At 44.9% G+C, this 19,659-nt stretch carries 16 protein-coding genes and 1 riboswitch; of the genes, 8 read left to right on the top strand and 8 right to left on the bottom strand.

Annotation, left to right across the window (positions count from 1 at the left end):
* Window positions 1-12 precede the first annotated feature (12 nt).
* The 4 genes from kynB to KOL94_RS15305 all read left to right on the top strand — a co-directional run bounded on the left by kynB (window position 13) and on the right by KOL94_RS15305 (window position 3,347).
* Window positions 13-636, top strand: a complete 624-nt coding sequence (gene kynB, locus KOL94_RS15320) for an arylformamidase (protein WP_221567256.1) — start codon at window positions 13-15, stop codon at window positions 634-636.
* A 156-nt stretch (window positions 637-792) separates the two neighbouring features.
* The gene (locus KOL94_RS15315; protein ID WP_221567255.1) at window positions 793-966 is read left to right on the top strand and encodes a hypothetical protein; all 174 of its coding nucleotides are present in this window, start codon (window positions 793-795) and stop codon (window positions 964-966) included.
* Window positions 967-1,246: 280 nt separating this feature from the next.
* Window positions 1,247-1,729: a glutathione peroxidase gene (locus KOL94_RS15310; protein ID WP_221567254.1), complete on the top strand. Its 483-nt coding sequence runs from the start codon at window positions 1,247-1,249 to the stop codon at window positions 1,727-1,729.
* 289 nt (window positions 1,730-2,018) lie between these two features.
* Window positions 2,019-2,103: riboswitch (cyclic di-GMP riboswitch) on the top strand.
* 128 nt (window positions 2,104-2,231) lie between these two features.
* Complete coding sequence (locus KOL94_RS15305; RefSeq protein ID WP_221567253.1) at window positions 2,232-3,347, top strand: DUF5667 domain-containing protein; 1,116 nt, start codon at window positions 2,232-2,234, stop codon at window positions 3,345-3,347.
* Window positions 3,348-3,521: 174 nt separating this feature from the next.
* Here KOL94_RS15305 and KOL94_RS15300 read toward each other — a convergent pair whose 3' ends face one another.
* The gene (locus KOL94_RS15300; RefSeq protein WP_221567252.1) at window positions 3,522-4,058 is read right to left on the bottom strand and encodes a DUF2569 domain-containing protein; all 537 of its coding nucleotides are present in this window, start codon (window positions 4,056-4,058) and stop codon (window positions 3,522-3,524) included.
* 83 nt (window positions 4,059-4,141) lie between these two features.
* A complete protein-coding gene (locus tag KOL94_RS15295) occupies window positions 4,142-4,918 on the bottom strand; it encodes a GNAT family N-acetyltransferase (protein ID WP_221567251.1) in 777 nt (258 codons plus the stop codon).
* A 194-nt stretch (window positions 4,919-5,112) separates the two neighbouring features.
* On the opposite strand from KOL94_RS15295, the gene KOL94_RS15290 reads away from it, so the two are divergent.
* Both KOL94_RS15290 and KOL94_RS15285 read left to right on the top strand, forming a co-directional pair.
* Entirely contained in the window at window positions 5,113-6,174 is a 1,062-nt protein-coding gene (locus KOL94_RS15290; RefSeq protein WP_221567250.1) for an acyltransferase, read from the top strand.
* A gap of 253 nt (window positions 6,175-6,427) precedes the next feature.
* Window positions 6,428-8,449, top strand: coding sequence for a penicillin-binding transpeptidase domain-containing protein (locus tag KOL94_RS15285; protein WP_260412337.1), 2,022 nt, complete (start codon window positions 6,428-6,430; stop codon window positions 8,447-8,449).
* A 157-nt stretch (window positions 8,450-8,606) separates the two neighbouring features.
* Here the strand turns inward: KOL94_RS15285 and KOL94_RS15280 are convergent, their stop codons facing one another.
* From KOL94_RS15280 to KOL94_RS15270, 3 genes are all read right to left on the bottom strand, one after another.
* Entirely contained in the window at window positions 8,607-9,299 is a 693-nt protein-coding gene (locus KOL94_RS15280) for an OmpA/MotB family protein (protein WP_221567249.1), read from the bottom strand.
* Window positions 9,300-9,304: 5 nt separating this feature from the next.
* Entirely contained in the window at window positions 9,305-10,873 is a 1,569-nt protein-coding gene (locus tag KOL94_RS15275) for a hypothetical protein (protein WP_221567248.1), read from the bottom strand.
* A 361-nt stretch (window positions 10,874-11,234) separates the two neighbouring features.
* Window positions 11,235-11,411: an aspartyl-phosphate phosphatase Spo0E family protein gene (locus tag KOL94_RS15270; protein ID WP_221567247.1), complete on the bottom strand. Its 177-nt coding sequence runs from the start codon at window positions 11,409-11,411 to the stop codon at window positions 11,235-11,237.
* A gap of 265 nt (window positions 11,412-11,676) precedes the next feature.
* On the opposite strand from KOL94_RS15270, the gene KOL94_RS15265 reads away from it, so the two are divergent.
* Window positions 11,677-14,994 (top strand): 5'-nucleotidase C-terminal domain-containing protein, encoded by a 3,318-nt coding sequence (locus tag KOL94_RS15265; protein WP_221567246.1) that lies wholly within the window; start codon window positions 11,677-11,679, stop codon window positions 14,992-14,994.
* A 69-nt stretch (window positions 14,995-15,063) separates the two neighbouring features.
* On the opposite strand, the gene KOL94_RS15260 is transcribed toward KOL94_RS15265, so the two are convergent.
* Window positions 15,064-15,330, bottom strand: coding sequence for a hypothetical protein (locus tag KOL94_RS15260; RefSeq protein ID WP_221567245.1), 267 nt, complete (start codon window positions 15,328-15,330; stop codon window positions 15,064-15,066).
* Window positions 15,331-15,666: 336 nt separating this feature from the next.
* Between KOL94_RS15260 and KOL94_RS15255 the strand changes: the two genes are divergently transcribed.
* Window positions 15,667-17,109, top strand: a complete 1,443-nt coding sequence (locus KOL94_RS15255; protein ID WP_260412336.1) for a phospholipase D family protein — start codon at window positions 15,667-15,669, stop codon at window positions 17,107-17,109.
* A gap of 170 nt (window positions 17,110-17,279) precedes the next feature.
* Here the strand turns inward: KOL94_RS15255 and KOL94_RS15250 are convergent, their stop codons facing one another.
* Window positions 17,280-18,170: a diacylglycerol/lipid kinase family protein gene (locus KOL94_RS15250; protein ID WP_260412335.1), complete on the bottom strand. Its 891-nt coding sequence runs from the start codon at window positions 18,168-18,170 to the stop codon at window positions 17,280-17,282.
* Window positions 18,171-18,581: 411 nt separating this feature from the next.
* On the bottom strand, window positions 18,582-19,529 hold the full coding sequence (locus tag KOL94_RS15245) for an LCP family glycopolymer transferase (RefSeq protein WP_221567243.1): 948 nt from the start codon (window positions 19,527-19,529) through the stop codon (window positions 18,582-18,584).
* Between the last annotated feature and the right edge of the window lie 130 nt (window positions 19,530-19,659).

Below are 19,659 nucleotides of genomic sequence, written 5' to 3'. Positions count from 1 at the left end.
GGAGTTTTGCTGATGAAAATTTGGGACATTTCTCATCCATTGAAGGAGGGAGTGCCAACTTGGCCTGGCGATACTCCCTTCTCTTTTAAATTGAACTGGACAAAAGAGGAGACAGGCTCAGTCAATGTTGGAAGCCTGACGTTGAGCACGCATACCGGAACGCACGTGGATGCACCGTTCCATTTTGACGACCATGGTAAAAAGATGTTGGATTTGCAGCCGGAGCTTTATGTTGGCGATGCGCTTGTCGTCCATTTGGAAGGCCGTGAAATGATTAAACCAGAAGATTTTGAAGGCTATGATTTAGGAGCAGTGGAGCGATTGCTGATCAAGACCGGCTCCTGGCATGACCGAAGTAAGTTTCCGGAGTCGATCACATATCTTTCAGAAGAACTTGCGCCATTTTTAAAAGAAAAAGGCATCCGTCTGATCGGGGTGGATGTACCTTCCGTCGATCAAATAGATTCGAAGGATTTGGCAGCGCATCACAGCCTGTTGAATAACGACATCCATATTCTCGAAAGCGTTGTGCTCGATGAAATTGAAGAAGGGATCTATGAATTGATCGCCTTGCCGCTGCCGCTCGAGGAGTCAGATGCAAGTCCGGTCAGAGCTGTTTTACGGAGAATATTATAATCCAAAAAATGTTAAGCCAATGTTAGCGTGATGTTAAAAACGTAAGGAAACCTTATGCATTCAGTAAAATCACCCAATTTTGACGGAAAATGCTCTATATTGTAAGTAGCTGGTACACAAGCCAGCACAAAACTTGCGATACAAGGAGTGGTTACCGTGAACAAAAGTTTTCTCGCTAAACTAGGCTCTGCATTATTCGCAATTATGTTAATCACAGCATGTAACGGCACTGAAGAAGAACCAACGAATGAAGAACCAACGAATGAAGAACCAACCGAAGAAGAAACGAACACTGAAGAAAGTGAAAGTGAAGGTGAAACTTCTGAATGACGGTTTTTGATTATAAATTGAAAACGTAGGCACATGTCCTACCTCCCTAACCCCTCATCGGAGCTGCTCAACGCAGCTCCATTTTTTTTTGTTTATTTAGAGTGTACCAGGCACGACAATTTACCCATTGGTACTACTGGGTTCGTGAAAAGTGCCAGGCACCGATCACGAAGTCAGTATTCCCAAGGGGTCTGAATCGGTGCCAGGCACCGAATAAGCGATATCTTTTGACTTGGAGGATGGTTATTGCTAATTTTTGAGTTAAAAGGAGGCTTTTTCTATGAGTAGTGTTCATGATTTTTCAGCTAGGTCGATTACAGGAGAAGATAAGAAGCTAGCCGATTATAAAGGGAAAGTACTGCTGATCGTCAATACAGCAAGCAAATGCGGTTTTACGCCTCAGTATGAGGGGTTGCAGCGATTGTACGATACGTATAAAGACGAGGGGTTCGAAGTACTCGGCTTTCCTAGCAACCAATTCATGAATCAGGAACCGGGCTCTGAAGAAGACATCCAAGAGTTCTGTAAACTCAATTATGGGGTAAGTTTTCCCATGTTCAGTAAAGTAGATGTCAAAGGCAATGAGGCCCATCCTCTATTCAAACACCTAATAAAAGAGGCACCTGGAATGCTTTCTGACCAGGTAAAGTGGAATTTCACCAAGTTTCTCGTTGATCAAGAGGGCAGAGTAATCGACAGGTACGCTCCTCAGACCAAACCTGAAAATATTGAAGAAGACATTCAAAAATTGCTTAATCGGTAAAAATGCTGCTGACGAGTCAACCGTGCTCGTCTTTTTTATTGGTTGACTGAGTTTCTAACCCTGACAAAACATTAATTTGTTAAAGAACTAAAGGATCAAAGCAAGTCCAAAAATTTGGGATAACTAACAATGAATGCGAATCTTTAGTCCTGGGTTAATATTCCTAATAACAATGAAATTATCAATAAGTTGTTTTATATGATTGATTATTACTAGAAATATTCTGAAAAAATAGGTAATTTTTACTTGGAAAAATATTGTCGAATTCTTGTATAATAAAACTAATTAAAGCAGATAAAGGCAAAGCTATCGAAAGGTAGTGACGCAAAGCTAAAGGGACTAATGGTTTATACCTATGTCAGCCAGTTGCCTAAGGATCAGAAATACATACATAACTTGGAACCCCTGAGAGGGTCCGGCAGCAAATTCCTGGGTTGAGCGTTACATACAGCCTCGGCAATCTGCTTTTTTTATGGAAAAAAGAACAGAGGGGATGGAGAACATGATCAAAAAATGGATCGCAACGATCAGCGCAGCTTCACTTTTGCTTTTTGGAGCACCACCAGCTGCGTTTGCAAACACAGACGAGTCTACACCAGCAGTTGACGTGTCTGAGGAAACAACGAATGAAGAACACACAACTGAAGAAGAAACGACACCTGAACAAGGTACGGAGGAAGAAACCACTGAAGAGGGAACTGAAGAAGAGGCAGAAGAACCCTCTCTACTTCCTGGGGACTTTTTCTATTTTGTAAAAACGATGATCGAGAATGTACGTCTAGCGGTAGCTTCTGACGAATATGAAGAAGCGAAAATTTTAGCAGAGATTGCAGCAAACCGTATCGCTGAGGCGAATGCGCTCTTTGCAGCAGGTGAAGAGGAATTGGCACAAGAGACCCTTGAAGAAGCGTTGAAAGCGCAAGAAGCTGCAATGGAAAAAGCAGAGGACGACGGCTCTTCAGGAGAAGAAGCTGAGGAAGGTACAGGGGAAGAAGGAACTGAAGAAGAGACTTCTACGGATGAAGAAGTGAAGGAAGAAGAATCAACAGAAGATCAAGTCACAGAAAATGAGGAAACTACTGAAGAAGAAGGAACGGAAGTGGAAGATGGTTCCGAGGATGATGAACTCCAGGCAAAATTATCTCATAACATCGATGCTCTTCTAATGGCTCTGACACATGTGAAAAACCCGAATGCTCAAGCTTCTTTAATGAAAAACATCCAAAAGGCTTTTGCTAAACTTGATAAAAAGATTGCAAAACTAGAAGAGCATGGTGATGATCTCGATCAAGAGGAAGAGTCTGAAGATACAGATGTTCCAGAGGAAGAAGTAGCTGGTGAAGACGCTGAAACTGAAGGAACGGAAGAAGAAAAATCTGAACAAGCAGCAGTTAAACAAGAAAAAGTGAAAACTCCTCAATTAAAAGAAAAGAAAGAAAAAGCTGCTGAAAAACGTGAAAAAGCTCAAGAAAAACGCGGAAAAGGTAAGCAAGATCGTAACGATGACCAAAAAGATCGTGGAAACAGTAAGCAAAATAAAGAACGCGGAAACAAAGGTAAGAACGATAAAGACCGCAACCAGGGTAACGAAAAAGGAAACGGACACGGAAGAAACTAAACCCAGTTCCATCCATTTAATAGAGGCCTCCACACACATAGCTGTGGAGGCCACTTGCCTTCATAAAGCAACCATTTCGGTGCCAGGCACCGAATAGAAAGTCAATGGTACCAAAGGTTCTCAAACGGTGCCTGGCACCGGGGATTTGGCACCGTAGTTATCATCCCTCAAATTTCACACCGATAATCCGCCGCCGGAGAGGGGTTGGTTGAAGCTTGTCCTGTTCACGAAGGTTGCTTTGACTCGTTTTGATTTCAATAAGTATGGGACCAAAACCAGGCATGAGACCAATGAGCCGATCTGCTGTCTATAGGTTTGGGTTTTGATGTATGCAAGCATTTCTTCCGATATCGGAAGTGAGCTGAAGATCCAGCTGGTCACGAATCCATCGGCAATCGAATAAATTGTCACGCCAACTAAGAAATAAATCATGTATTTCGGAAAAGAAGGACTTCTATTGAACAGCAGCCACAACGCGACAACCGACAAAACAACAATCCCATAATCAACGGCTGCCCCGACGAAAAAGGTTGGAGCAAACCATGCGTGATACATCGGATTGCCTGGTTCCGTAAACATGCTCCAGGCTGGTGTGTCATAAACCGTCACATAGCTTTGATAAAGGGCATAGAGACGAATGATCGGGACGAACAGAAGACCAGCAACAATCAAAATCAACCATCCAGCGATTCCTTCGTGCTTAGATCCCATAATGATCTCCTTTCGTTTTCCTTAATATGCCATTTAATACCCGCAATTTCCCCAAAGGAAACTAGAGCCTTCTACCCAAATTCTTAACTTCTTTTATATACCTCATATTTACCGAGCTCCTCAAAACCCAACTTCCGTAAAATCGGTTCTGAGGTGCCTTTCCTAGCTTGCGTGACGATCCAGTTGCTTCCGTATGAACTTGCAAGCTCCAACCGTCTCGATAAAAGCGCACGATAAATACCTTGCCCACGGTACTTCGGTAAAACGCCGGTCCCCGAGAGATACATTGCTTCGCCATCACTGCTGAAGCGATATCCGGCATAGCCGACCGCACGATCCCCATCCATGACGATCAAAAAGCCGCCGCGACAATCAGGAGCTTTTAAATACGCAAGCCTCTGACGGATCAACGTTTCCTCCGTGGCATCATCATATCCCCAGATGTTAGCGCTCACCTCAACGTACTGACGGATATCATCCTCATCCACAACATTCCGTAAAGCATAAGGCAGCTCCACCTTCTCCCATCGATCAACGGCTTTCACCAGGCCGTAGTAGGTGTCTTCATATTCAAGTCCCGCCAATTCAACTTTTAAAATCAAATCCTCAGGCTTAGAATCCGGACCAATCCACCAGGAGTATGGTTTACCCTGATAAAAACCCCCCACTTCACCAATCAACTGCTCGAACGCTTTATCAGTCTCAACTTTAACCTTCGCAATCTTGTTTGATAAAATGCTTGAGGACCCTTCCGTCTTGTACATCAATAACGCCGGACGCTCCACAAATTCTACATTGTCCGGCACACTTTCATAATCCCACATGACCCCGCGGACATACGTCCATAATTGCTCATTCATTGCTGTCACAACCTTTTTTTCACTTAACAGTCATTTCGTTTACAATGTTAAAACTCCTGCAATCCAAATTTTACAATTGTACGAGTAGGCGTCAAATCAATATTTTACATAAATTGTAAGTCGTTTCATGGTCACTTTGCCTCCCATAAGACCGAATTGCTAAATGTAGTAATTTTTTGGGGGAGGTGTTACTAGTGGAAAAAACACTTGAAAAGTCCAAAGGGAAGTTTTTCGAAGAGATTCATTTTTTGCGCGCGTTCGCTTGTATTGGTGTTGTGCTAGTACACCTTAGTGCAAGCTATTATAATCAACATGACCAGACATACAACTGGCTGACATTCGCGTTGAACCAGCTAGGTCGTTTTGGAACGCCGACATTCGCCTTAATAAGCGGTTTCTTATTGTTTCACCAGGTAAAAGCAAAAGGCTTTGACTTTCATAGATTTTTAAAATCACGATTCACAAAAATCGTCATGCCGTTTGTCATTTGGAGTATCTTTTACTTGCTGATCAAGGTTTTTGTATTGAAGGCGACCCTGCCAACGGGATCTGATTTCATTGAATCTGTCCTGACGGGTGCTTCGTTTTATCATTTATATTTCATGGTCATTGTCATCCAGTTCTATTTCATTTTTCCATTATTGCAGTCAATAAGGACAAAACGTTCATGGATGATCGCACTTGTTTTTTCATTGATAACCAGTGCATTCTTCATTAATTTATCTCATTTCATGTCCGTAAAAGAAGGACTCGGAGCAATCTTAAGTAACCGTGTATTCATCTTCACATGGATATTTTACTTCATATTTGGTGGCTTTTTAGCCTATTATTGGCGCTCGATCACAAAGCTTATCACCAGCCAGACGAAATTGGTGCTTTTGGTCGTTGCTGTCTATATTTTAGCGATTTACGAATATAAAGTAATGGGGTCGATCCCCTCGAATAGAATGACAAATCTGATCAATATACCGTTATTGAGTATGGCTGTCATCGGACTTTTTCCGGTCATACAAAACAGGCGGATCCTTTATAAACCGTTAAAACTGATCGGAACACTGTCAATGGGAATTTACCTCGTGCATCCATTAGTCCTCTTGTTTTTAAATCAAATTCTGCCTCACACGGCCTGGGCGACAAGAGGATTGCCAATCATGTATGTAGTGGTGATGCTGCTCTCGATCGGAATTGTCCAGGCGATCCGAAAATTATCATTTGTACAATATATCATTCCCGTTCCGCGCATGCAGAACAAATAAGGTTGAAAAGCCCTTTTACAAGGGCTTTTTTGCATTTAAAGAAAGTATAAAATACTTTCTTCAATATAAGTGTAACTAAAGCTCAGCCTGCGCCAAAGGCTTGGCTTTGCCAAGTTTTCTTTAAGCTCTTGTTGTAACTTAATTGGAGGTTGTTCGTCTAATAAAAAAGATTACGAAAACAGATTATAAGAAAAATAAGGGAAGAAATAGTAGAATATAATAAGGGAGTTAAAATATAGGGGGATGGTCAGACTTGTGTAAAACAGTATTCATTCTTATATGTATCGTTTTCAGTCTTGTCGGTTGCTCGGAAAAACCGAAGCCTGAAACGACATTCGAAAGTTACATGAAGGCCTGGGAAGAACAGGACTTTGCGAAAATGTATAGTCATTTATCGGAGAATTCGAAAAAGCAAATTACGGAAGAGCAATTTGCGGAAGTTTATAAAAAGAATTACGAAGAAATCAAGATGAGCAACTTCAAAGCTACATACAAATTGCCGAAGGAAGAAAAGAAATACGAGGAAGAGGATAAGCCGACCTTCGATTATACCGTAAAGATGGACACATTGGCAGGACCGCTCGAAACGTCCTACCAAGCTGAACTCGTTCATGAAAAAGGTGAAGATAACGAGAAGTGGGTGATCAACTGGAACCCTTCGATGATTATTGCTGGTATGCAAGAAGGGGATACGCTATCTGCAACCACCATCAAACCTGAGCGCGGTGAAATTTTTGACGTGAACGGGGAAGGGCTGGCGGTTAATGGGGTCATCCAGGAAGTTGGGCTTGTTCCAGGGTGGATGAAGGAAGATGCCGAAGAGGTAAAGGAAAAGCTTTCGGAATTGATTAATGTCCCGGTAGAAAAGATTGATGCTGAATTGAACCAATCCTGGGTAAAAGAGGATTCGTTTGTACCGCTTGGCTCGGTAGCGGATGATGACCGAGAGAAAATCGAAGCGATCCGTCCGCTGAACGGGACAAAGTTCATGGAGAAAAAAGCTCGTGTTTATCCGTTGAAGCAGGCTGCGGCACATTTGACGGGGTATGTCGGCAAAGTTACTGCAGATGAATTGGAGAAAAAGAAAGAAGAAGGATACACAGGGAATGACATCATCGGGAAAACTGGTCTTGAACGAGCGATGGAAAAAGAACTGAGAGGCCAGCACGGTGGTGAAATTGTAATCAAAAGTGCTGATGGTACGACAAAGGATATCCTGGTTAAAAACGAACCTGTTGACGGCAAGGATTTTACGTTGACGATTGATTCGGCGGTTCAGTCATCGCTTTATCATCAGATGAGGAAGGATGCGGGCTCAGCATCAGCGTTCAATCCGACAACCGGTGAAGTACTTGCCCTTGTCAGTACGCCATCGTATGACCCGAATGAATTTGTATTTGGGGTATCTGGAGAACGTTACAATGAATTATTGAATCATTCTTCGGCACCATTACGAAACCGATTCAGCAAGACATATGCGCCAGGCTCTACCTTCAAGCCGATTACTGCCGCGATCGGTCTCGAAACTGGTGCAATCGATCCGGCTGAGAAAAAGTCGGTCCCGGCTAACAACCGCTGGCAGAAGGAATCCTGGGGTGACCATTATGTAACGAGGGTAAAAAGCCCACTCACCCAGGTCAATCTACAGGACGCACTCGTACGTTCGGATAACATCTATTTTGCAAAAGCGATATTGGATATCGGCGGAGAGGCATTTTTACAAGAATCGAAGCGTTTCGGTTTCGATGAAAAGATTCCTTTCCCACTTGGAATCGAGGCTTCACAGATCACGAACGATGGTTTCGCAAGTGAAGGCCAGCTTGCAGATACAGGTTACGGGCAAGGGCAAGCGGAGATGAGCTCGCTTCATTTAGGGCTAGCCTACACACCATTCATTACAAAAGGAACAATGCTCAAACCGGTTCTTTTTGCGGATGAAGATAAACCGCAAGTCTGGAAAGAGAATGTGATCAGCGAGGATACGGCAAACACGATTGTGAATGACCTTGTTCAAGTATTTGAAAATCCCGCTGGAACGGCAAATGATGTGAAGCTTGCTGAGGTGAAACTTGCAGGTAAAACCGGTACGGCTGAACTGAAACAATCAAAGGATGATAAGGAAGGGACAGAAAACGGCTGGTTTGTCGCCTGGAACACCGAAAACCCATCGCTGCTCGTATCGATGATGATCGAAGACGTTAAAAAACGCAATGGAAGCCATTACGTTACGCCAAAAGTGACAAAAGTGTTCGAAGATATCCTCGGATCGGAATAGATGTCGAAAAAGGAAAGCGGACTATACTCGTTCTCCACCCGAGGAATGTCTTTTAGAGTCTTAGGTGAATTGTAAGTTACAGGGAAGCTTTGTAGAAATGTATAAAAAAAGAAGGAGTCCTGCCATTAAAGGCATTGGACTCCTTTTATATCGCCATCTAGTATTCGTTGATGATCCCCTTAAGTTTATTCTGCCATTTTTCATCGTCCAAAATGATCTGGAACGAGATCCGGCGGTTTTTCTGTAGGGATTCATCTGAATTTCCTTCTGCAATCGGCTTATACTCCGAGTAGCCGGTCGCCGCAATGTATTGGGCGTATTTCTGTTCTTTGAACTTCGGATTGACCTGAGCCATGTACTTGACGACCGCCACCGCGCGCTCAGTCGAGAGGCTCCAGTTATCATATGGGACTGAATCGGTGTGCCCCTCGATCAGGATGATGTAGAGGTAGCGGCTCAATTCCTGCTCGTCGATGATCTGGACGAGTGCATCGGAAAGCTGTGCCAGCACCTTTTTCCCTTGTGGACTGATTTCCGCACTGCCGGTATCGAATAAAATGTTCCCCTCAACCGCGATCGTGTTGTTTGGACCCCGGACGATCTTATCCTTCCCAACGTTTTCCTCAAGCCGTTTTTCAATCAAATCCGAGATGTGCTTTTTCACGTCTGCCACCTTCGCCAGTTCGTGCTTCACTTCGGTCTGCTCGTAGGCATTATAGATGCTCTGGATATAAGCGATGATTGCGATGAATAACATGACGAGGACCATCATCGCCATCATATCGGTGAATGACGGCCAGAAATAGCTTTTCGTTCCTTCCTCTTCGTTACGCCATCTTCTTTTTCGCATCGGCATCACCTGTGGGTCGGGTCGTGCACAGTGATCCGACGTGGCTCATAATCCCGGTCATAGCGGTTGTTCGCCGATTGGACGGTTGCATCCAACAAGCGCTGTAAAACATGGTACACATCGCCGAAATATTGGTGCGTCTGTTTGAATTCCCGCGACAGGTTTTGATAGACAGAATCGAGTGCCCGTATGAGCTCGCGCATTTCTTGCTCGCGTCCAGGATCCTGTCTCGCTTGCCGTTCACGGTCGAACATATAACCAAGCTGATCGATGAATTCCCGCTTGAACGTTTCGATGGTGCCATACCAGGCTTTTTCCAACTGTTGCACCGAACCGGCAAATGACTCGGATGCCCGGCCGTATTGCTCGGTTTTATCCTGATACCTGTAAAACCATTCATCGTTTTGCTGCGCCATCTTCCGCTCAAAGTCTTCCTGTTTTGTTTCGTATCGTGAAAGGACGGTTTCCACGCCGTTGACGAGGGAGCGTCCCAGTTCTTCCGTTTTCTTTTGCGACTCCTCAATCATGCGGTCGGAGTGCTTCATCACATGCTCCATGCGCTTTTGCCCCTGCTCAAGCTGTTCACTCGTGCGTTTGTATTGTTTTTCAAACCCTGAGACATGGTCGTTGAGTTTAGAAAGGCTTTTATCGACTGAATGCTGGACAGATTCGAGCTTCGTGATCGTTTCTGAAAAACGGTCGCCGAACATCACGAGGACGTCGGTGCTCTGTTTGAACTGCTCGGTGTGATCACGTTGTGCGGTTAATATTCCTTTGACATCATCCATTGCTTCCTCAAGCCCGGACGTGAAACCGACCATTTTTTCGCTAAAATCTCCGATGCTTTGCTGAAAGCTTTCCTGAACCTTGGAAACGAGGCGGTCCAGGAGCCGTTCGAGTGAATCTTTCGGTTTTTCGTTCTGGAGTTGTTCTTGCACAACATGGTCGAGAACGCCCTCTGCCTCTGCTAAAACCCGGTCCTGCAAGTAGCTGAGCGAAGTGCCTCCAGTCAGGAAACCAGATTGCACGAAGGAGAGAAGCAGTGAGCTTCCGATCCCGGCGATACTCGTGACGAAAGCGATGCTCATCCCTCTGAACGGCTCAGAAATCGCAGCGACGATCGCAGATACGGAAAGATTCGCATTCTCGCCCGGCTGATTCCCGATGCTGACAAGCGTATCCTGCATCGCCATGATCGCAATCGTCAGGCCGACGAATGTTCCAAGAACCCCGACGATGATCGCGAGGGAAGGCAATCCGTGCAACAAGCGGATGATGTTCCCGGTAGGCACACGGAAAATGCCAAGAACCCGGACCGGCTGCTGCATCAGGTGTTTTTCCACTAAAACAGGACTATTCACATTCGAAATACCAGAAAGATGGAAGTTCCGGTAATCCTCTATCGCATCATTCATCCATTTCGAACCACGACCGGACTGGACCGTTGCAGCATCAATCTGTCTGAGCTCCTTCAGCCAATCAGCCAACTTGATCCGTGCCTGGATGTTACCGATGATCCCGAACACGGTGATGAACCCGATAATCCCAATGACAATGATCGTTACATTTTCCAAGCTGCATTCCCCCTTGTCTACTCTCATTCTATGAAGACAACCAGGAGAACTTGCCCACTTTTCCTCAGTGCTATTCTTCGGTGCCAGGCACGACAATTTCGCCCTTCTGCCCCAACGGTTTCAGAAAGGTGCCAGGCACCAAAGCAAAACCCTTGGGGCAGTTGAGGTCTCAAATGGTGCCTGGCACCAACTCAGAGTCCTTGCCGCTGAAGGGGTTTGAAAGTGTGCCAGGCACTGAGTGGGAAGCCCTGTTACCGTGGACTTCTTTTTCGGTGCCTGGCACTTAAGCAAAGAAAAAACCACCGTCGTGGTGGACGGTGGGTACTCAAAAGTTATGTATTATCCTACAAAAATCAAAAATTCAGTTTTGGATTTTTGTCCTTTGTATGATATTGAGTTTTTCATCAAGTTTCTGGCTCATTTTGACGATGGTGGGATCAGAGTAGTTTTTCAGCCTTTTACTGTACTCATACATCAACTTTTGCAAAGAATAAACTTCTTCGTTTTCTCTAGTTTCTGTTGTTTTAGTAGTATTCATCAAAATCCTCCAAGGTCAGACATCATTCAATAAAGAGTGCAGTAATTATTTTACATTACTGTCGAATCATTGTAAACAGGAAAATAGTTTAATAGGCCTATTTAGCTATATTTGTAAAAATAGGGCAAAGTTTGCGGTTGTCAGACTGCCTCATAGTAAGCTAGAACGATTTTTCAATCTTTTACAAATAATTCATTTAACCTTAAACAAAATCTAGTAGAGTTAGAAATATAGGGAATTAAATTCAACTTTAGGAGGAAATTACATGTATAACCAGGTTACCCGTAAGTGGACGACCTTTTTAGCTTTGGTTGCAATGCTCGTCACGTTGCTTCCGATGGGAGTCGTCGCACAAGCTGAGACGACGATTCCGATTTCGGAAGCGAAAGCCCAGAACGGCCAGACGGTGACTGTAGAAGGGGTTGTCACAGCTGATTTTACAGCTAGCAATCTATCAGCATACATACAAGACGAAACAGCAGGGATCAATGTTTTTTCGTTCAATGAAAACTTAGCAGACTTGAATAAAGGCCAGGAGATTCGTGTTACAGGTGAAATCACCTCTTACAATGGATTAACGGAGATCATACCTGGTACGATTGAGGTTTTATCAGAAGGAAATGAGCTGCCAGAGCCTCAGCCGACTGAACTTGCCACACTATATAACAATGAAGCAGAACCGCTTGAGGGATCACTCGTCAACGTTACCGGATACATACAATCGATTCCATCCAATCAAGCTGGCGGTGGTTATAACATTTCATTCATCGATGAAACGATGCAGGGGGTTATCCTCCGAGTCGAAGGTGCGACAGACATCGACGTCTCCCAGCTTGAGGAAGGCAAATGGTACGATGTCACAGCTATTGTCGGTCAATACAATGACTATCAACTTTTACCGACAAAAGCAGAGGATCTCAGATTACTAGAGGATCAACCGCCGGCACCAGCACCGGAGGAAGAATACGAAGCCACCGTTGAACGTGTTGTGGATGGCGACACGGTCCGTATCAATGACCCGGTGCTCGGAGCATCCAATGTACGAATGCTTTCAATTGATACGCCAGAAACGAATTACAACGGTCACTCCCAAGGAGAGCATGCAGAAGCTGCTACTTCAGAACTTCAACGCTTGCTGCCAGCAGGAACCGAAATCACCCTAGAAGTGGGGGAAGAGCCGCTTGATAATTACGGACGCCTTCTCGCTCATGTCCACAAAGACGACATGGACGTCAACAAGGAAATGGTCCGCTTAGGACGAGCTGTTCCTTATTTTATCTATCCGAATATGGAGCATTTCGAGGCGTATAGTACTGCAGCCGAAGAAGCGATTGAAAACGGACGCGGCATGTGGGACCCGGAAAACCCGATCGAGGAGCTCCCTTACGAGTTCCGTTTCAATCTTCGTAGCGGCCCGGATAAGTTTGTAGGCGATTATTTTACAAAAGAATATGTTGTTCCTGAAAAATGGGAGGACATCCCTGTTCAGAACCGTGTGTTTTTCTTTGAAGAGGAAGACGCAATTGAGGCAGGCTACATGCCAGCAGACGATGGTGATTCTGATGAAAACATCCAGGTCCAGCTGCTCGGTGTGAACGATCTCCACGGCAAAGTCGATGTGACGGGAACAGTGGATGGTGTCCAATACGGACGAATGGATTATCTCTCTGCCTATTTAAAAGAAAGAGAAGCAACGAATCCGAACACATTGATGGTCCATTCTGGAGATATGGTCGGAGCGAGCTCGCCAGTCTCGGCGCTCTTGCAAGATGAGCCTACAGTCGACATGATGGAAACGATCGGCTTTGACGTCGGAACACTCGGAAACCACGAATTTGATGAAGGTGTCGAGGAAATGCTTCGTCTCATCGACGGCGGCGACCACCCGGACGGTACAGAAAACTACGACGGCATCGATTTTCCGATGGTGGCAGCAAACGTAGAATATAAGGATACAGGTGACCTGGTAATTGCTCCTTATACTGTAATCGAAATCGGAGGCACAAAAATCGGTTTCATCGGGATCGTGACGACAGAAACGCCGAGCATGGTCATTCCGGATGGCATTCAGGGTATCCGTTTTACCGATGAAGCGGAAGCAGTGAACCGTTACGTCCCTGAACTCCAGGAGCAAGGTGTCGAAGCGATCGTCGTCCTCGCCCATGAACCAGGGAACCAGAGCGGTGACACAGTGACAGGCGAAGTATCTGAACTAGCACAAAACATCAATGATGCGGTGGACGTGATTTTTGCAGCCCATAACCATGTAAAAGTGAATGCGGTGGTGGACGGAAAATTGATCGTTCAGGCTTGGGAATACGGAAAAGCTTTTGCTGACGTCGATCTTGAAATCGACCCAGTGACGAATGATATCGTCAGCAAGTCAGCTGAAATCGTCAATGTTGTCCAGAACGGTATGACACCAGACCCTGAAGTTACGGCACTCTTGGATTATTATGATGAACTGGTAGGACCGAAGCTTCGTGAAGTCGTTGGTGAAGCGGCGATCGATCTCGAAGGCGGATATGCAAGTAAAGGCCTTGTCGGGGATAATGCACTCGGCAATTTGATTGCAGAAGGCATGCGCGCAGAAATGGGCTCTGATTTTGCCTTGATGAACGGCGGTGGAATCCGTGATGACCTTGATGCTGGGGAAATCACGTGGGGTGAGCTATATAACATCCAACCGTTCGGGAATACACTGGTACAGGTTGATTTGACAGGCGATGACCTTCGTCAAGTCCTCAATGCTCAGTTCTCAAGCTACGGACCTGATGTCAGTATCGCCGGCTTCCGTTACACGTGGAACCAAGAAACCTGGGAAGTCATGGGGCTGTACTTGCCGGACGGAACTCCAGTCGATCCTGAAGCGACCTATACGGTGGTCGTGAACAATTACATGTATCCGCATGGAACAGATGATTATCGTTTGGATGAGCTTGGTGAAAATCCAGTTCAAGGACCAATAGACCTGGATGCGACAATCAACTATATCCAAAGCTTTGAAGAGCCGATTGAAATGTACGCGGATGCAAGAATCAGTAACGATTATGTAGCACCTACTACGACAGTGACGGTTGACGGAAACGTTGGCGAAGATGCTGTGAATGAAGAAGACGTAACTTTCACGGTTGAAGCAACGGATGGAGAAGGAATCGGTGTGCTGCATACGGAATACCGTGTGAATGATGGGGAATGGGTGACCATAGAAGATGGAAGCTTCACGCTGTCAGAAGAAGGCACGCACGTGGTTGAAATCCGTTCAGTGGATCAAAACTTCAACAAAGAAGAAGCGCAGGTATTCACGGTTGTGATAGGTGAAGCTGAAGAAACGGTGACTATTGATGAGCTTGATGAGATGGTTGATGAAGCTTATGAAGAAGGCCATTTCAAGAACTACGGAACATACCGCTCATTGCAAGCCAAAATCAGTAACGCCCAACGTACGAATAATGAACGTGTACAAGCTAAAAAGCTGGAATCGATTCAATACTATGTTGAGAAGAAAAACAGGAAGCACATCAACGCAGAATTTGCAGAAGAACTGATTGAAGCGATTGATGGGATTTTGGAAACGTACTAGTAAAATACGAAGAATAAAAAACCTGGTAAGGTGGCGAATTACGAAAACCACTTAACCAGGTTTTAAATTTTAGGTTGTTTTTCGAGACTTCATAAAAGGTAGAGAAAGGAAAATTAAACCGATCAACACAACGATACCGCTTGTAACGAAAAAGCTCTTCGCATGGGCAGGTATTTCGCTTTCATGGACTCGATCAGCAATTTCCACCCCTAAGAAACTGATTCCAATGCCATCCCCGTCAACATTCGTACCAAGCGCTCTCAAATCCATTCCCTTCATAAAAACCAAAACCCCCAAAGCAGCACAAACCACAAACCCTAAGAAATACCGTTTCACCAAACCCCTCCCAGATCAAATTAATATCCATTATAACATCGGTGCCTGGCACCGAAAAAGAAGCCAAGCTTATCAAGGGTTCCCACTCGGTGCCTGGCACCAATCCAAATCCCTTGAGCCCCAACAGGTTGATAAGTGTACCTGGCACCATCTGAAACCTCAACAGCCCCAATGGTTTTGCTTCGGTGCCTGGCACCATATCAGAACCGTTGGGGGAGAAGGGGGAAATTGTCGTGCCAGGCACCGCTTAACTTACTAGGGTTTGGGGAATGTATAGGTAGCGGTGGGTTTTTAGAAGATAAATACAAATGGAGTTTTGAGACGGAGGAATTGTCATTGAAAAAGTTGAATATGGGGAAAAAGTCGATCATCTGGACCCTGATTGGTGTCCTTCTTTTGATTTACATAACGACAATGATCTATCACACATACAAATCGATTCCTGAAGGGGTTGCATATCAAAGCGATGTGTACGAAGTGGATGATGTGAAGTTCTATTATGATCTGACGTACCAAAAAGACGGCAAGACTGTGCACGAACTTGAAATTTTTGAACGGATAAACGAAATCATCATGGAGGCGGAGGATTTCATCGTCATCGATATGTTTTTATTCAATGGTTATTATGAGCCGGACCAGTCTTTCCCGCCGATCAGTGAAAACCTTGCGAATACAATCATCAAAAAGAAACAGGAGAATCCAGATATCAAAGTCGTTTTCATATCGGATGAGGTCAACACCGGCTATCGGTCGTATCAATCCAAACTCCTTTCAAAACTAGAGGAGAACGGTGTTGAAGTCGTTTATACGAATTTGGAACGGCTGCGAGATCCTACGCCATTGTACTCCGGAGTGTGGCGGATGTTTTTCCAATGGTTTGGTCAAAAAGGGGAGGGCTGGGTCCGTAATCCTTTTGCGAGCACTGCGCCGGACATGACAGCTCGATCTTACCTGAAACTTTTAAATGTAAAAGCGAACCATCGTAAAGTTGTGGCGACGGATAAAACGGCACTTGTTACTTCGGGAAATCCGCATGATGCTTCAGCCTATCACGGGAATGTCGCTTTTGAAGTCAAAGGACCGATCATTCAAGAGATCATCAATGCTGAGCAAGCGGTCGTGGACATGTCTGAAAAAGGAATCGACCTGCCAACCTACAAGGCGAAAAATGACCAGAAAAATGGCCAATACCAGATCCAGTACTATACAGAAGGAAAAACGCATAAACAAATCGTCGAGGCGATTGAACAGACAAAAAAGGGCGATGAAATCCACCTCGGGATGTTTTACATTGCGGACCGTTCCGTTATCGGTCCACTCCTTGATGCCGCAGACCGTGGAGTGGACGTTGAAATGGTGTTGGATCCGAATAAAACGGCTTTCGGAAATAAGAAAACCGGACTTCCCAATATTCCGGTTGCAGAAGAAATAATGGAGGATTCTAAAGGTAAAATCGAAATCCGCTGGTACAATACAGGAATTGAACAGTATCATACAAAAATGATGTTTATCAAAAGTGGGGAGGAAGCAACGATCATAGCAGGTTCGGCCAACTACACAAAAAGGAACTTGGAAGCTTTCAATCTGGAGGCGGATCTGCAAATCAAAGGATCAACTGATTCCGAACTGATGAAGGAAACAGATCATTACTTCAACCGGATTTGGAACAATGAGGGCGGCTTATACACCGTCGCTTATGAAAAGAACGAAACGAAGCTTACACCCCTGCAGCGAGGGGTTTATGCTATACAGAAATTTTTACGATTGACCACCTATTAAAAAGGAAGACCTCACCAGAATCGGGCTGATGAGGCCTTTTTAGGTTTGACGGTCCGAGGGTACGATTCGGACAGGAGCAGGTCATGAAGGCTTGGCACTGTCCCAATACGGAGCTTATTCGGACAGGAACAGGTGAAAAAAGCGAGATGCTGTGGTTCGCTCGGAAAAAATCAAGGGACGTAAATAACGAGGTACTTCGGCAACATCTCGATTTTAAGGGGGAGTGGGTCGCCTTCCTCGCCATCAATGTTAGAATGAAGTTTTTCCGAAGATGTGATCTCAAGCTTTGAAGTTGTGATGTATTCAATCTTGTCGTCATGGATGTGCTCGCCTTGTAAAAGTTCAGTCCCGATCTTGATGAACTTTGGCAGGGAAACATCATGGACGACCAAGCATTTCAGCTTTCCGTCATCGACCTCAGCATCGGGAGCGATTTTTTCAAAGCCGCCAACAGAGTTCGTCAGGGCTGCTAGAACCAAGAGGGCATCACCCTTCCAGGTACCATGATCATGCTTCAGTTCAATGTCATAAGCGGTTTTTGAAGTTAACGTCTTAAGCCCTTCGATCATATAAGCGACAGGTCCCAGCAGTGTTTTCTGTTTGGGCGAGACCTGATAAGTCGCTTCTGCAATAGCACCGACCGCTATGATATTCATAAAATAACGATCATTCACTTTTCCGATATCAACCGCACGTGTCTCACCTTTCTCGATCAAATCGACGGCTTTATCAAAATCAAGCGGGATATTAAGGGCTCGGGCAAAATCGTTCACTGTCCCCATCGGAATGATCCCGAAGTTCGGGCAATGCTTCTGACCGGCGAGACCGTTCACCGTTTCATTCAGCGTCCCATCACCGCCCATGGAGACAACGACATCGAATGCTTCCACACAAGACGTCCGCGCAAATTCCATTGCATCCAGTTCTTTTTCCGTGAGCTTGATGATAACGTCATAACCTTTCTTACGCAGGACATCCTCGACCTTGGACATATTCTTCTCAGCCTCTTCCTTCCCGGAAGAAGGATTCACAATGATCATTGCTTTCTTCACAACACACATCGCCCCCTTAAAAATTCAACACAAACTGTAAGGAATATACAACACCAATACCCTCAATCACAGAAGACTAACCTTGGGTAATATACATTAAAAGCCTCAGGGTGCCAGGCACCGAAAAAGAAGTCAACCGTACCAAGGCTTCCCAGCCGGTGCCTGGCTCTCATCCAAACCCCTTCAGCCGTAACGGTTTGAAATGCGTGCCAGGCACACTTTCAAACACCAACAGCCCCAAGGGTTTTGCTTCGGTGCCAGGCACCTCGTGGAAACCGTTGGGGCACAAGGGCGAAATTGTCGTGCCTGGCACCGAAAACCGCCGCCACTCAAAAAAACCACTGGTCCAGTTTTACGGTCCAGTGGTTCCCTGTGCAATTCACATAACTTGCATCACATTATTTTACTCTCTTATACGACTTATGCTGCGTCTCCGTTTTCTGAGACTGATTGGCTTTCGATTTCAAGGTGTTCTTTCAGCTTCGAACGGATTTGGTTCCGTTCTTCGTCGGAAACGATAAAGTAGAAGATGTTATTGATATATTTTTCTGTCGCCTTAACCTCAAATGTTTCGATATTCTTTCGTGCACCTTTGTAATTCTCCTGGATATCCTTCATCTCAGCAAACGTCATATTCGTTTTCACGTTACTGCTGATGACATCCAACACATCATCAAACTTTGTAATCGAGGAGACGCGAGCCCCTTTATCAATGACACCTCTGATGATCTGGCGTTGACGTTCATTCCTTCCTAGATCACCCTTAGGATCCTGCTTCCGCATCCTGACATAAGCTAGAGCTTCCTTCCCATTATCAAGCTCGATCTCACCCGCAGGGAATTCATAACCGCCTGATTTAAAATCAAAGCTGTTCTTCACCGTCACACCATTAACCGCATTGACGATATCCTGGAACGATTCCATGTTCACCTTGATGTAGTAATTGATCGGTATATCCAAGAAATTTTCGACCGTTTCCACAGCCATTTTTGTGCCGCCGAACGCATAAGCATGGTTGATTTTATCGTCAAAACCTTTACCGATGATTTCTGTACGTGTATCACGCGGAATATTGAACATGATCATTGTATCATCGTGCGGATTCACCGTAATGACTACCATCGTATCCGATCGGCCGCTATCATTTTTCCGCTCATCGACACCTAACAGCAAAATTGATATCGGTTCTCTCTCTTTTTTATCCACTTTCGGTTTAGGAACATTTTTATCACGCTCAGGATCAATCGGTTCATGTATCTCGTTTGCCGTGTCCTTGACTGAATCATACAAATAATAAGCGTAGCCTCCGATACCGACTACTGCTATCCCCAACACAATGACAAATCCCCAGATGAATTTTTTCAACATATAATAATGACCCCTCTTAATTCTAAAATTTCACATCTAACTCGATTATACAGCAATAGCAAATCTATCAAAACATAATTTTTTACAATGGAGGAAACGATTTATAATTCGCGAAGTGAGCGAAGTGATA

This window comes from Alkalihalobacillus sp. TS-13 (genome assembly GCF_019720915.1).
Lineage (GTDB): Bacteria > Bacillota > Bacilli > Bacillales > Fictibacillaceae > Pseudalkalibacillus.
This window is presented reverse-complemented; position numbering and strand designations above follow the sequence as displayed.